General features: G+C 69.8%; 15 protein-coding genes. 11 read left to right on the forward strand and 4 right to left on the reverse strand.

Features of this window, described 5'->3' with window-relative positions; translation table 11 throughout:
- Positions 1-86 precede the first annotated feature (86 nt).
- Positions 87-1,124 (forward strand): Ldh family oxidoreductase, encoded by a 1,038-nt coding sequence (locus ABD927_RS11730; protein ID WP_345249550.1) that lies wholly within the window; start codon positions 87-89, stop codon positions 1,122-1,124.
- 95 nt (positions 1,125-1,219) lie between these two features.
- Positions 1,220-2,131: a GntR family transcriptional regulator gene (locus ABD927_RS11735; protein ID WP_345249552.1), complete on the forward strand. Its 912-nt coding sequence runs from the start codon at positions 1,220-1,222 to the stop codon at positions 2,129-2,131.
- A gap of 23 nt (positions 2,132-2,154) precedes the next feature.
- Here the strand turns inward: ABD927_RS11735 and ABD927_RS11740 are convergent, their stop codons facing one another.
- Complete coding sequence (locus tag ABD927_RS11740) at positions 2,155-2,895, reverse strand: SDR family oxidoreductase (RefSeq protein WP_345249554.1); 741 nt, start codon at positions 2,893-2,895, stop codon at positions 2,155-2,157.
- A 352-nt stretch (positions 2,896-3,247) separates the two neighbouring features.
- Between ABD927_RS11740 and ABD927_RS11745 the strand changes: the two genes are divergently transcribed.
- On the forward strand, positions 3,248-3,541 hold the full coding sequence (locus ABD927_RS11745) for a (2Fe-2S)-binding protein (RefSeq protein ID WP_345249556.1): 294 nt from the start codon (positions 3,248-3,250) through the stop codon (positions 3,539-3,541).
- 151 nt (positions 3,542-3,692) lie between these two features.
- Positions 3,693-4,172 carry a bacterioferritin gene (bfr, locus tag ABD927_RS11750; RefSeq protein ID WP_345249558.1) on the forward strand — a complete coding sequence of 160 codons (480 nt, stop codon included), beginning with the start codon at positions 3,693-3,695 and terminating at the stop codon, positions 4,170-4,172.
- Between the two features lies 1 nt (position 4,173).
- Here bfr and ABD927_RS11755 read toward each other — a convergent pair whose 3' ends face one another.
- Together ABD927_RS11755 and ABD927_RS11760 are read right to left on the reverse strand one after the other, a co-directional pair.
- On the reverse strand, positions 4,174-4,860 hold the full coding sequence (locus ABD927_RS11755) for a hypothetical protein (protein WP_345249560.1): 687 nt from the start codon (positions 4,858-4,860) through the stop codon (positions 4,174-4,176).
- A gap of 56 nt (positions 4,861-4,916) precedes the next feature.
- Complete coding sequence (locus ABD927_RS11760) at positions 4,917-6,539, reverse strand: peptide chain release factor 3 (RefSeq protein WP_345249562.1); 1,623 nt, start codon at positions 6,537-6,539, stop codon at positions 4,917-4,919.
- Positions 6,540-6,723: 184 nt separating this feature from the next.
- On the opposite strand from ABD927_RS11760, the gene ABD927_RS11765 reads away from it, so the two are divergent.
- The 7 genes from ABD927_RS11765 (at position 6,724) to ABD927_RS11795 (ending at position 12,514) form a co-directional block, all read left to right on the forward strand.
- Entirely contained in the window at positions 6,724-7,125 is a 402-nt protein-coding gene (locus tag ABD927_RS11765; RefSeq protein WP_345249564.1) for an MbcA/ParS/Xre antitoxin family protein, read from the forward strand.
- Positions 7,122-7,817 (forward strand): RES family NAD+ phosphorylase, encoded by a 696-nt coding sequence (locus tag ABD927_RS11770; protein ID WP_345249566.1) that lies wholly within the window; start codon positions 7,122-7,124, stop codon positions 7,815-7,817. Before ABD927_RS11765 ends, ABD927_RS11770 begins: the two co-directional genes overlap by 4 nt.
- A gap of 101 nt (positions 7,818-7,918) precedes the next feature.
- Positions 7,919-9,079 (forward strand): ABC transporter substrate-binding protein, encoded by a 1,161-nt coding sequence (locus ABD927_RS11775; protein WP_345249568.1) that lies wholly within the window; start codon positions 7,919-7,921, stop codon positions 9,077-9,079.
- 7 nt (positions 9,080-9,086) lie between these two features.
- Entirely contained in the window at positions 9,087-9,947 is an 861-nt protein-coding gene (locus tag ABD927_RS11780) for a branched-chain amino acid ABC transporter permease (RefSeq protein ID WP_345249570.1), read from the forward strand.
- Positions 9,944-10,900 (forward strand): branched-chain amino acid ABC transporter permease, encoded by a 957-nt coding sequence (locus tag ABD927_RS11785; protein WP_345249572.1) that lies wholly within the window; start codon positions 9,944-9,946, stop codon positions 10,898-10,900. Before ABD927_RS11780 ends, ABD927_RS11785 begins: the two co-directional genes overlap by 4 nt.
- A complete protein-coding gene (locus ABD927_RS11790) occupies positions 10,897-11,763 on the forward strand; it encodes an ABC transporter ATP-binding protein (protein WP_345249574.1) in 867 nt (288 codons plus the stop codon). Before ABD927_RS11785 ends, ABD927_RS11790 begins: the two co-directional genes overlap by 4 nt.
- Positions 11,756-12,514: an ABC transporter ATP-binding protein gene (locus ABD927_RS11795; protein WP_345249576.1), complete on the forward strand. Its 759-nt coding sequence runs from the start codon at positions 11,756-11,758 to the stop codon at positions 12,512-12,514. Before ABD927_RS11790 ends, ABD927_RS11795 begins: the two co-directional genes overlap by 8 nt.
- Here ABD927_RS11795 and ABD927_RS11800 read toward each other — a convergent pair.
- Positions 12,501-13,898: a DEAD/DEAH box helicase gene (locus ABD927_RS11800; RefSeq protein ID WP_425570245.1), complete on the reverse strand. Its 1,398-nt coding sequence runs from the start codon at positions 13,896-13,898 to the stop codon at positions 12,501-12,503. The genes ABD927_RS11795 and ABD927_RS11800 overlap by 14 nt on opposite strands.
- Positions 13,899-14,003 lie beyond the last annotated feature (105 nt).

Genomic DNA, 14,003 nt, shown 5'->3' on the forward strand with positions numbered 1-14,003 from the left:
GGCCACCGCCGATGCCGGCCGGCGCTGCCGGAGGCAGGCCTGGAGACGGCCGCCATCCGGCGCAAAGCCATGAGGAAGATACCGAAATGAACAACGACGCTGTGATCCGGATCCCGGAAGACGATTTGCTGGCGCTCGCCGCGCAGGCGCTGTCGCGCTGCGGCATGACGCCCGAAGACGCGCGCGACGCCTCGCGCATCCTGGTGCTGGCCGACCTGTTCGGCCTTTCCACCCACGGCGTGAGCCGGGTCGAGTCCTACGGCGGCCGGCTGCGGCTGGGCGGCATCAAGGCCCGGCCCGACATCCGGCTCGAACAGGTGGCCCCGACCATGGCCAGGCTCGACGGCGACAACGGCGTCGGCACGCTGGTCGGCATCCGCGCGCTCGACGCCGCGATGAAGATGGCCGGCGAAACCGGCGTCGGCATCGTGTTCGCGCGCGGCAGCAACCACTTCGGGCCGATCTCGCCCTATGCCTGGCTGGCGGCGCAGGAAGGCTTCGCCAGCATGGTGTGCAGCAACGCCACGCTCACCATCACGCCCTGGGGCGGGCGCGAAGCGCGGCTCGGCAACAATCCGCTCGGCTTCGGCATCCCGGTGCCCGGCGGCCATCCGATCATGCTCGACATGGCCATCAGCGTGGCGGCGCGCGCCAAGATCCGGCGGGCGCTGCAGCGCGGCGAGAGCATTCCCGCCACCTGGGCCACCGACGCCGACGGCCGCCCCACCACCGACCCGCGCGCCGCGCTCGACGGCTTCCTGCTGCCGATGGGCGGCCACAAGGGCTACGGCCTGGCGCTGATCGTCGACCTGCTGGCCGGCGTGCTGTCCGGGGCGGCCTACCTGACCCACGTGAAGTCGTGGGTGGACGCGCCCGACGTGCCGCAAAACCTGGGGCACTTCTTCCTGCTGTTCGACACCAAGCGGCTGGGCGGCGCCGACTGGCTGGCCGCGCGGCTGAACGACTTCCGCGCCATCCTGCTCGACACGCCGGCGGCCGATCCCGCCGCGCCGGTGATCGTGCCGGGCGACATCGAGGTCGGCAAGCTGTTGCGGCAGCGCGAGCATGGGGTGGAGATCGATCCCAAGGTGCATGCCATGCTGAAGGAATTCGCTGGGGGTTGAGCCCCTCCTGCGCGCTTCGCGCCCGCTCGAGGGGCAACGCGTTAACATCCGCCGGTACGGATTACGCGGGGCGTGGGCCCCTCCTGAATTTCTGCATGAATACGGTTGCCGCCTCCGCTCCCCGCGCCGAACCGCGCAAGGCCGTCGTGCCTGCGCTGGCGGGGCGCATCGTTTCCTATATCGCCGGCAATGCGCTGCCGGCCGGCGCCCATCTGACGGCGCAGGCGCTGGGCGATCATTTCGGCGTTTCGCGCTGGACGGTGAGCCAGGCGCTGCAGTTGCTGGCTGACAAGGGCGTGCTGCGGCATGAGTCGAACCGCGGCTATTTCGTCGCCGATGCCGACGTCGCGGCCCCGGAGCAACTGGGGCTGGCCACCGAACCCGATCTGACGCGGGCCTATTTCAGCATCGCCGAAGACCGGCTGGCCGGGCGCCTGAAAGACCACGTCACCGAGACCTATCTGCGCCAGACCTACGGGCTGACCCACCGCCAGCTTGGAGAGCTGCTCAACAAGATTTCCCACGAGGGCTGGGCCGAGCGCCGCATCGGCTACGGCTGGACGTTCTCGCCCATCCTGCGCACGCCCGAGGCGCTGGCGCAGACCTACAGCCTGCGGGTGGCGCTGGAACCGGCCAGCCTGCTGGAGCCCGGCTTCAATCTGAGCCCGGAAGCGGCCGCGCGGCTGCGCGAGGTCGAACGCCAGATCCTGGCCGGCGGCGCCGAAACGATGACGGCCGACGCGCTGTACGAGCGTGCCGTGCAATTCCACGAAACGCTGGCCGAGGCTTCGCAGAATCCGTTCTTCATCGACGTGCTGCGGCGCGTGAACCGCGTGCGGCGGCTGCTGACCTACCGCGCGATGGTGGATCGCCAGCGCTATTACCGGCAGGCGCGCGAGCACCTGGAGATCCTGGACCTGCTGGAGGCCGGCCGCAACCGCGAGGCGGCCGATGCCATGCGCCGCCACCTGGAAGCCGTGGCGGCGAACCTGCGCCAGCCGGCGTAACGCCGTCTCGCCGACCGGCCCGATCAGGCAAAGCCGCCGTTGGCGCGCAGCACCTGCGAATTGACCCAGCCGCCATCGGGCCCGGCCAGGAACGACACCACATTGGCGATTTCTTCCGGCGTACCCAGCCGTTCCAGCGGCGCCAGCCTGGCGATCTGACCGATCTGCTCGGGCGTCTTGCCGTTGAAGAACAGTTCGGTGCCCACCGGCCCGGGAGCCACCGCGTTGACGGTGATGCCGCGGCCGCGCAGCTCGTTCGCGAGCACGTGCACCAGCCCTTCGACGCCGGCCTTGGAGGCGATGTACGGCCCATAGCCCGGGAAGGCCTTGGCGATGACGCTGGTTGACAGCGCGATGATGCGCCCGCCTTCGCCGAGCGCAGTCGCCGCATGGCTCAACACCAGGAAGGTGCCGCGCAGATTGGTGGCGATGACCTGGTCGAAGGCCTCCAGGCTGCCGGCGGCGATCGGCGCCATCGGCATGACGCCGGCGCTGTTGACCACCACGTCGATCCGCCCGAAGGCCTGCCTGGCGCCGTCGAACAGCGCTGCCACGCTGGCCGGGTCGGCCACGTCGGCCTGGATGGCGACGGCCCGGCCGCCGCCCGCCTCGATGGCCGCGACGGTTTCCCGGGCCTTGGCCGCGTTGCCGGCATAGTTGACGACGACGGCGAAGCCGTCGGCCGCCAGGCGCCTGGCGATGGCCTGGCCGATCCCGCGCGATGCGCCCGTGACGAGGGCGGCTTTCTGGATATCGGTGTTCATGGGGACTCCTGTCTGGCTGCAAGCGATGAAAACCGTGATGGGTGAATTCTGATCATTTCACCGGGGCAGACAATGGTCCAGAATGGATATGCCCATTCAATACAGCTCAATTCAAGTCGTCGGGCCAGAAGGCGTGGCCCGGATGCTCCCGCAGCTGCCTGACGACTGGCGCGACAGCTGCCGGCGACCCCAGGGGATCCGGATATTTCGGGTGGCCGATGCTAGCACCGAACATCGGTTCGGGCGCATGCGACATGTGGACTATGCGCCACTTGCATTGGGAACGAATGTTATTAATAATTAATCTCATTCATATGCTCGATCGCGCTGCCGCGCGTGCCGATCCGCTGCCATGTACGTCTGTGTCTGTAACGCCATCACTGAACGCCAGGTGCGCGCCAGCGTTGCCGCCGGCGCCAGCACGCTGTCCGATCTGCAGTTCGACCTGGGCGTGGCCACCTGCTGCGGCTGCTGCGCCGACACGGCCCGCCAGTACCTGCCTGAGGGCGGCTGCGAGCGCGCGTTCGAAGCCGAGGTCACGGTGTTCGAGGCCGAAGCCGCCGTGGTCGCCCACGCCGTGGAAGCGGCGCCGGCACCCGCCACCACCCGCCGGTTCCCGGTGCACCGCATCGCCAGGGCGGCCTGACCCGGCTGCGTCCGGCCCCGCACCGCGAACGGTTCTCATAGCCGTTTCGGTTGTCACTTTCCTAGCCGATAACGCCAGGATGCACGGTCTGCGCACTTTGCGCAGCAGATGCTAACCTTCTGCGATTCCACGAGACTTCGCAGGGGCATCCATGCAAGGCGACAAGACCGTCATCCAATTCCTGAACAAGCAGCTCACCAACGAGCTGACCGCGATCAACCAGTACTTCCTCCACGCGCGCATGTTGCGGCACTGGGGGCTGGGCAAGCTGGGCAAGCACGAGTACGAAGAATCGATCGAGGAAATGAAGCACGCCGACCGGCTGATCGAGCGCATCTTCATGCTCGACGGGCTGCCCAATCTGCAAGACCTGAACAAGCTGCTGGTGGGCGAGGACGTGCCCGAGATCCTGTCCTGTGACCTCAAGCTCGAACAAGGCTCGCAGGCGGTCCTGAAGGAAGCCATTGCCTACTGCGAAAGCGTGCGCGACTACGTGTCGCGCGACCTGCTGCAGGACATCCTCGACGATACCGAGGACCACATCGACTACCTGGAAACGCAGATCGGCCTGGTGGGCCAGGTCGGTCTCCAGAACTACCTGCAGTCGCAGATGGCGGTAAGCGAAAGCTGATTCAGTTGTTGCCGGTGACGGGGCAATCCGGCGTGCGGCCCCAGCCGTTGTTGGGGCCGCAATAGCGCCATCGCGCCTGGTCGGCGCACGCCGTGCGGGTGCCGGCGGACTGGGCGGTGCAGCGTTCCAGGTCGGCGCGCAACGCGCCCATCCAGCCATCGCCGGAGGCGCCTGCGGCCGCGGCGCCGTTCTGCGCCAGTTGCGGCGATATGCCGCGCCCGGCCGGCGCCGTCCCGCCCGGAGGCGCTACATCCACGGTCGTGACCTGCGACGATTGCAGCGGCCGCGGCGACGGCGCCGGCAGCGGCGATGGCAGGCCCGGCTGCCCCTGATCCTGCCCTTGCCCGTATTGTTCGCGCAGCGCGTCGGCATCCGGCGCCACGGTGGACACCGTCACGTCGGGCGAGGGATTGTCCAGCGCCGACACCATCGGCACCTGTTGCGTGGCCGCAACCCGGCGGGCCGGCACGCCGCGCGTGCCATCGATGCGCGGCTGGGGCGGTTCGGGCAGGTACTGCTGCGTGTCGACCGCGGCCACCGGCGCTTCGCCGGGTAGCGGCTGCGTGGGCGACGGCGCCTCGACCACGCGGTCGACCGGCGCATGCCACGACAGCCAGATCCCCAGCAGCACGCCCACCAGGGCTACGCAGACGAGGCCCGCCAGCGCAATGAAAATACGGGATCGCATCGTTTCACCTCTCGGGGCGCGCCTCGGGCCGTGCGGCGCGCCGTTTCGTTCTGATATCAGGCGAAGGCGGAATCGCCGACCTTCGTCTGGAAAACCTGGCCGCCGTGCTCGCGCAACGCGTGGAACTGCACATTCGGATAGAGCTCCTGCGCCACCCGAAGTTGCGCCGAAGAACCGATCAGGAAGGCCGGCGCATCGACCACGTCGTAGGCGATGTGCTGGGCGTTGGCGTCCATGAACTTCTTCAAGTCCTTGGGATCGTCGGCGGTGATCCAGCGCGCCATCGAATAGCGCGACGGCATCATCCGCGCCGCCACGCCGTATTCGGTCTTGAGCCGATGCGCCACCACCTCGAACTGCAGCTGCCCGACCGCTCCCAGCAGCAGCGCGCCGCCGGCCACCGGCCGGAACACCTGGATCGCGCCCTCTTCGCCCAGCTGGGTCAGGCCGGTGCGCAGCTGCTTGGTGCGCAGCGGGTCGGCCACTTCCACCGCCTGGAACAGCTCGGGCGCGAAGAACGGCAGGCCGGTAAACTGCAGCACCTCGCCTTCGGTCAGCACGTCGCCCAGCTGGAGCACGCCGTGGTTGGGGATGCCGATCACGTCGCCGGCATAGGCCTCGTCGAGCAGCTCGCGCCGCTGCGACAGGAACGACACCACGTTGTTGGGCCGGATCTCCTTGCCCGTGCGGCATACCTTCAGCCGCATGCCGCGCTCGAAGCGGCCCGAACAGACGCGCACGAAGGCCACGCGGTCGCGGTGGGCCGGGTCCATATTGGCCTGCACCTTGAACACCACGCCGCTGAAGCGGGGCTCTTCGGGCAGCACTTCGCGCTGCAAGGCGTGGCGCGAGCCCGGCGGCGGGGCCATGTCGACCAGCGCGTCGAGCACTTCCTGCACGCCGAAGTTATTGATGGCCGAGCCGAAGAACACCGGCGTCTGCCTGCCGGCCAGGAAGGCGGCGGCGTCGAACGGCGGCGCGGCCGCCTCGATCAGGTCGATCTCGCCGCGCGCCTGCCCGAAGGCGGCGCCGAAGCGCCGCGCGATTTCCGGGTTGCCGATGCCTTCGATGATCTCGTCGTCGTGGCTGAGGCGGTCTTCGCCGGCGCGGAACACGCGCATGCGGTCGCGCCGGATGTCGAACACGCCGCCGAAACTCTTGCCCATGCCCACCGGCCACGAGAACGGCACCGCGTCCATGCCCAGATGGCCTTCGATCTCGGACAGCAGGTCGAGCGGCTCGCGCACCTCGCGGTCCATCTTGTTGACGAAGGTGATGATGGGCGTATTGCGGGCCCGGCACACCTGCAGCAACCGGATCGTTTGCGGCTCGACGCCGTTGGCGGCGTCGATCATCATCAGCGCCGCGTCGACCGCGGTCAGCACCCGGTAGGTGTCTTCGGAGAAGTCCTGGTGGCCCGGGGTGTCGAGCAGGTTGATGACGGTGTCGCGGTATTCGATCTGCATGACCGACGACGCCACCGAAATGCCGCGCTGCTTTTCGATTTCCATCCAGTCGGACGAGGCGTGGCGCGAGGCCTTGCGGGCCTTCACGCTGCCGGCGATCTGGATCGCGCCGGCGAACAGCAGCAGCTTTTCGGTCAGCGTGGTCTTGCCCGCGTCGGGGTGGGAAATGATGGCGAAGGTGCGTCGCCGGGCGACTTCGTGAGCTAGGGTCATTTGGTGGAATTTTAACCCCCCGGGCCTGACGGTTCGTACCGGCCCGGGACGACCGCAAAAAAGATCTGTGAGCAGACATGACGACCGCGCCCCGGACAGCGCGTCTCATACCAAACGAGACTTTTGATTGAAATTCATCCCGAATGGGATTAAACTGAAGATTCAGTCCACTGGAAAACGCGCCATGGCCATTGCCGCTTCCAAGACCCCCGATCTTTCGTCGCAGGCCGCCGCCGGCGCGGCGCTGCGCACCTTTTTCAGCATCGCCCAGGCGTGGCAGCTCAGCGCCGACGAATCCGCCACGCTGCTGGGCATCCCGCGCTCGACCATGTTCCGCTGGAAAAGCCATCCGCCGGCCTCGCTGCCGCGCGACGCGCTGGAACGGCTGTCGCTGGTGTTCGGCATCTACAAGGCGCTGCAGGTGCTGCTGCCCGTGCCCGAACGCGCCGACGCCTGGCTGCGCCGCCCCAACGACGCCCCCCCGTTCGGCGGCCGGCCGGCGCTCGACCGCCTGCTCAGCGGCCTAACCAGCGACCTGTACGTGGTGCGCACCTATCTCGACGCCCAGCGCGGGGGGTGGTCTTGAGCACGCCCATCCCCGAGGTCCGCAAGGTCCGCTGGACACCGTGCCACCGCCTGGTGCCCAGCCGCTTCCCGCCCACCGGCCTGTACGACCGCGTGGCCGACCCGGCCGATCTCGACGTCGTGTTCGCGATCGAAAACCTCACCAACCCCCGCGTGCGCGACGAAACCGGCAACCTGCAGCTGGTGCCGCCCGAAGACCGCATCGCCGGCCCCGGCGCCACGCCCATCATGGCCGCCTTCACCCACCTGAACCCCGACGGCAGCCGGTTCTCGGACGGCAGCTGGGGCGTCTACTACGCCGGCGAGAGCCTCGCCACCGCGGTGGCCGAAACCATGTACCACCGCGCCGCGTTCTTCGCCGCCACCCGCGAGCCGGCCATCGAGGTCGACATGCGCCACTACCTGGCCGACCTGTCGGCGCCGCTGCACGACCTGCGCGGCCGGCGCGAACAGTGGCCGGCCGTCTACGACCCGGCAGACTATTCCGCCGGCCAGGCGCTGGCCCGCACGCTGCGCGGCCAGCAAAGCTGGGGCATCGCCTACGACAGCGTGCGCCGCCCTCAAGGCCAGTGCGTGGCCGTGTTCCGGCCGCGGGCGCTGGCGCGCTGCCGCCAGTCGCAGCACATCGCCTTCATCTGGGACGGCGGCCGGATGTCGGGCTGGTATAGCAAGTCCGATATCGAACCCGTGTAGCGGCTCCCTTCACGCAGGCAGCCCGGGGGCAGGTCGCCAAGCCTCCCTCATCTGGCCGATAATCCGCTCTCGTCACAATCGCTATCGAACCGGGAGATGACATGAAGATGCGCGGGTTGGCCTGGCTGCTGGGCCTTGCCGTGTGCGGCGCGGCCGCGGCGCAAACGCCGCTGAAGGTCGGCATGGTGGTCGAAATGTCGGGCCAGCAGGCCGAATACGGGCTGCAGATGACCAACGGCGCCAAGCTGTACCTGCACGAGCATGGCGACGTCGTCGCCGGCCGGCGCATCCAGCTCGTCGTCAAGGACGTGGGCGGCCCCAACCCCGAAGTGGCCAAGCGGCTGGCGCAGGAGCTGATCGTGCGCGACAAGGTCGAGTTCCTGGCCGGCTTCGGCTTCTCGCCCAACGCGCTGGCGGTGGCGCCGCTGGCCACCGAGGCGAAGATCCCGATGGTGGTGATGAACGCCGCCAGCTCTTCCATCACCACCAAGTCGCCGTACATCGTGCGCAGTTCGATGACGCTGGCGCAGACGGCCTTCGGCATCGCCGACTGGGCGCTGAAGAACGATATCAAGACGGTGTACTCGCTGTATGCCGACTACGCACCCGGCCAGGACGCCAACCAGCAGTTCCGCAAAACATTCACCGGCGGCGGCGGCCGGATCGTGGGCGAGGTGGCGGTGCCGCTGAAGAGCCCGGAGTTCGGGCCCTACATGCAGCGCATCAAAGACGCCAGGCCCGACGCGGTCTTCATGTGGTTCCCGTCGGGGGAACTGTCGCGCGTCATGCTGCGCGCCTACCGCGAGCGCGGGCTCGACAAGGCCGGCATCCGCGCCATCTCCACCAGCGACCTGACCGACGACATGTTCCTGAACGCGATGGGCGACGACGTGGTGGGGCTGGTCACCGCCGGCCATTATTCGATGATTCACGACTCGCCGCGCAACAAGGCCTTCGTGCAGGGCTACCAGTCGCTGTACGGCACCTCCATCCGGCCCGATTTCATGGCGGCGGCCGGCTACGACGGCATGGCGCTGATCGTCGAAGCGGTCCGGCGCCTGAACGGCCGCGTCGACGGCGACGGCGCCATCGCCGCCATGAAAGGCATGAAGCTGGACAGCCCGCGCGGCCCGATCAGCATCGACCCGGAAACGCGCGACATCGTGCAGACCATCTACATCCGCCGGGTCGAAAAGCGCGGCAACGAGCTGTACAACGTCGAGTTCGCGCAGATCCCCGACGTCAAGGATCCTGGCAAGTAAGCGGGCGATGGGCATCGTCCTGTTCGACGGCGTGGCCTACGGCATGCTGCTGTTCCTAATCGGGGCCGGGCTGTCGCTCACGCTGGGGCTGATGAATTTCGTCAACCTGGCGCACGGCGCCTTCGCGATGGCGGGCGGCTACGCGGCCAGCCTGGCGATGGCGCGGCTCGGCCTGCCGTTCGGCGCCGCGCTGGCGCTGGCCTTCGTGGCCGCCGCGCTGGCCGGCGCGGTGCTGGAGCGGCTATTGTTCAGGCACCTGTACCGCGCGCATCCGCTGGATCACGTGCTGCTGTCGATCGGCGTGGTGTTCGTGGCGGTGGCGGGCGCCACCTGGCTGTTCGGGCCGACGGGCCAGCCCTTCGAGCCGCCCGCCTGGCTGCGCGGCAGCTCCGCGTGGTTCGGGGTCGAGGTAGGCAACTACCGGCTGTTCCTGATCGCCTTCGGCTGCGCGGTGCTGCTCCTGCTGCTGGCGCTGCTCGGGCGCACCCGCTACGGCGCCATGGTGCGCGCCGCGGTCGACAACAGGCGCGTGGCCGAATCGATGGGGTTGCGCGCCGGGCGGCTGTTCTTCTTCACTTTCGCGCTGGGCTGCGGCCTGGCCGGGCTGGGCGGCGCGCTAGGCATCGGCATGCTGGGACTGGATCCCAATTTCCCGCTCAAATATCTGGTGCACTTCCTGATCGTGGTTTGCGTGGGCGGCGCCGGCACGCTGCTCGGGCCATTCCTGGCGGCAATGCTGGTGGGCATCGTGGACGTGGCCGGCAAGTATTACCTGCCCGCAGCGGGATCGTTCCCGGTCTATCTGTTCATGGTCCTGGTGCTGCTGCTGCGGCCGCGCGGGCTGCTGCCGAGGCAGGGGCGGGCATGATCGAACTGCATCCCCGTGCGGCGCGGGCGCTGGAAATCGCCTTCTGGCTGCTGCTCGCCGCGGCGCCGCTGGCCTTCCCGGACCAGCGCGTGCTGCTCACGCAGATCCTGATCGCCGGCCTGTTCGCCGTGTCGCTCGACATCGCGCTGGGCCATGCCGGCATTCTTACGGTGGGCCACGCGCTGTTCTTCGGCGCCGGCGCCTATGCCGCCGGGCTGCTGTCCAGCCACGGCTGGGGCGAGCCGCTGTCGGGGCTGGCGCTGTCGCTGGCGGCAGGCGCGCTGCTGGGCTGGTTGTCCGGCTTCCTGGTGGCGCGCGCCGGCGACCTGGCGCGGCTGATGATCACCATCGGCCTGTGCCTGCTGGGCGGCGAACTGGCCAACCGCCTGTCGTCCGTCACCGGCGGCGCCGATGGCCTGCAGGGCATCGACATGTGGCCGGTGCTGGGCCTGTTCCGCTTCGACATGTTCGGCCGCACCGGCTTCGCCTACGCCTTCTGCGTGGTGCTGCTGGCCTTCGGCGCGGTGCGGCTGCTGCTGCGCTCGCCCTTCGGCCTGGCGCTGCGCGGCATCCACGCCAACCCGCGGCGCATGCGCGCGCTAGGGTCGCCGGTGGACGCGCGGCTGCGCCAGGCCTATGCGATTTCTGCCGCGCTGGCCGCGCTGGCCGGCGCGCTCCTGGCGCAGACCACCCAGTTCGTCGGGCTGGAAATGCTGGGCTTCAACCGCTCGGCGGAGATCCTGATCATTCTGGTCCTGGGCGGCGCCGGCCGTCTGTACGGCGGCATGGTCGGGGCGTTGCTGTACATGATCGCGCACGATGTCTTCGCCGATCTCGATCCGAGATACTGGATGTTCTGGCTCGGCCTCTTCCTGATCGCCGCGGTGCTGCTCGGCCGCGGCGGCGTGCTGGGCGGGCTGGCGCGGTGGGTGCGCGTGCGGGAGCGGGCGTGAGCGGCGCGATGGGTACGCATGCGGATGCAAGCGCAAGCGGCGCGCCGGCTGCCGCGCCCCGGGCCGACGCCGGGGGTGCGGCCACGCCCGGCGCCGCCGCGCCCGCGCTGCACGTCGATCGGCTCGGCAAGCGCTACGGCGATTTCACCGCGCTCAGCGACGTCACGCTTACGGTGCCGCCCGGCGCGCGGCATGCGCTGATCGGCCCCAACGGCGCCGGCAAGACCACGCTGATCGACCTGCTCAGCGGCCTGGCGCGGCCGTCGGCCGGCACCATCCGGCTCGGCGACGACGACATCACCGCGCTGCCGGCCGAGCGCCGCGCGCGGCTCGGCATCGTCCGAACCTTCCAGGTCAACGCGCTGTTCCCGCTTCTTACGCCGTTCGAGGCCGCCTCGCTGGCCGTGGCCGAACGCCAAGGGCTGGGCCGCGTCTGGTGGCGGCCGCTGGCCCGCTACGGCGCCATCGCCGACGAGGCGCACGAATGGCTGGCGCGCTTCGGCCTGGCCGCCCATGCCCGCACGCCCACCGCCGCCCTGCCCTACGGCCGCCAGCGGCTGCTCGAAATCGTGCTGGCGCTGGCCGCGCGGCCGCGCATCCTGCTGCTCGACGAACCCGCCGCCGGCATTCCCGCCGGCGAAAGCGCCGGACTGTTCGACGCCCTCGGCGCGCTGCCGGCCGACATGACGGTGCTGCTGATCGAGCACGACATGGACCTCGTGTTCCGCTTCGCACGGCGCATCACCGTGCTGGCCGGCGGCGCGGTCCTGGCCGACGGCACGCCCGCCGACATCGCGGCCGACGCGCGCGTGCAAGAGGCCTATCTCGGCACCTCGGTGCCCGCGGCGGCGCGCCATGGCTGACTTCCTGGACATCGAAGCGCTGACGGCCGGCTACGGCGACGCGGTGGTGTTGAACGGGCTGTCGCTGAGCTTGCGGCGCGGCCGCAGCCTGGCCGTGCTGGGCCGCAACGGCGCCGGCAAGACCACGCTGATCGAGACCGTGATGGGCCACACCACGGTGTTCCAGGGCGCCATCCGCTGGCAGGGCGCCGACATCACGCGCCTGCCGCCGGCCGAGCGCGCGCGGCGCGGCATCGGCTGGGTGCCGCAGCAGCGCGAAGTGTTTCCGTCGCTGACCGTGCACGAACACCTGCGGGTGGCGGCCCGGCCCGGCCCGTGGACGGCCGACGCCGTCTACGAGCTGTTCCCCCGCCTGCGCGCGCGGCGTCGCAACCACGGCGGACAGCTATCGGGCGGCGAGCAGCAGATGCTGGCCATCGGCCGCGCGCTGACGACCAATCCCACGCTGCTGCTGCTGGACGAGCCGATGGAAGGCCTGGCGCCCATCCTGGTGGCGGAACTGGCCGCGGCCATCGGCCGCATGGGCCAGGGCGGGCTGACCACGGTGGTGGTCGAACAGCATCCGGCGCTGGCCCTGGCCATGACGCATGACGCGATCGTGCTGGAGCGCGGCGCCATCGTCCATGCCGGCGAGAGCGCGGCGCTGGCCGCCGACGGGCCGCTGCTGGAACGGCTGCTGGGCGTGCCGGCGGTAACGGCGCCGAATCGGGACGGCCCGCCGTCCACGCCGCGCCGGATCAGCGTGCCGTAGCCTTGGCGTTGAACAAGGCCGGCCGCCGGGCCGGGCCCGTGCCAGCGCCTTGCTGCGCCCGTTGCGGCTGGGCGGCGGGCGACGGGCGTTGCGGGGCGGCCGCCTGCGGTGCCTTGCCGGTACCACCGTGCCGGCTGCCCTGGCGCGGCGGCGCGCTGCGCTGGCCTTCGGCCCGCTGCCCGCCCGGACGTCCGGGCCGGCCCTGCGGCCGCGGCGGACGGTCGCGATCGTCGCGGTCCGGCGCCGTCACGGTGAATTCGGGCAGCGGCTCGCGGTCGATCTTGCGCTTGATGAGCCGTTCGATGTCGGCCAGCAGCTTGCCTTCCTCCGGCACGTCGACCAGCGATACCGCCGCGCCCGTGGCGCCGGCGCGGCCGGTGCGGCCGATGCGGTGCACGTAGTCTTCCGGCACGTTGGGCAGTTCGAAATTGACGACCTGCGGCAGCTGGTCGATGTCGAGCCCGCGCGCCGCGATGTCGGTCGCCACCAGCACCGACACCGAACCGTCCTTGAAGCCGGACAGCGCCTTGGTGCGCGCCGACTGGCTCTTGTTGCCGTGGATCGCCGCGGCGCTGATGCCGTCGCGCACCAGTTTCTCGGCCAGCCGGTTGGCGCCGTGCTTGGTGCGCGTGAACACGAGCACCTGTTCCCAGCCGCGGCTGCGGATCAGGTGGCTGAGCAGGTCGCGCTTGTGTTCCTTCTGCACCAGCAGCACCGTCTGCTGCACCAGTTCCGACGCGGTATTGCGGCGCGCCACCGACACCTCGACGGCGTCGTTGAGCACGCCCTTGGCCAGCGTGCGGATCTCGTCCGAGAACGTGGCCGAGAACAGCAGGTTCTGCCGGCGCGCCGGCAGCAGCGCCAGCACCTTGCGAATGTCGCGGATGAAGCCCATGTCGAGCATGCGGTCGGCTTCGTCCAGCACCAGGATCTCGACGCCCGACAGGTCGACCGTCTTCTGCCCGGCGTGGTCCAGCAGGCGGCCCGGCGTGGCCACCAGGATGTCGAGCGGCTTCTTCAGCGCGGCGATCTGCGGATTGATGTTGACGCCGCCGAACATCACCATCGATTTCAGCGGCACGTACTTGCCGTAGGTCTGCACCGACTCCTCCACCTGCGCGGTCAGCTCGCGCGTGGGGGTCAGGATCAGGCAGCGCGGGCGGCCGGGCCGCTGCCCCTGCGGGCGCGACTTCGACAGCAGGTGCAGGATGGGCAGCGTGAAGCCGGCGGTCTTGCCGGTGCCGGTCTGGGCGGCGGCCAGCAGGTCGCGGCCCTGCAGCACCTCGGGGATGGCCTGCGCCTGGATCGGCGTGGGCCGGCTGTAGCCGGCATCGGCGATCGCGCGCAGCAAGGGCTCGGCCAGGCCGAGCCCGGCGAATTGCATTTCGGAAGTAATCAAGACAACTCCAACGACGGCCTGTCGCTCGATCGCTCGGGCGACTCCAATCGGGGCAGACGGAAGTAGGGGATTGACGCCTGCCGGGGCACC

The organism is Pigmentiphaga soli, from assembly GCF_039541095.1.
GTDB lineage: Bacteria > Pseudomonadota > Gammaproteobacteria > Burkholderiales > Burkholderiaceae_B > Pigmentiphaga > Pigmentiphaga soli.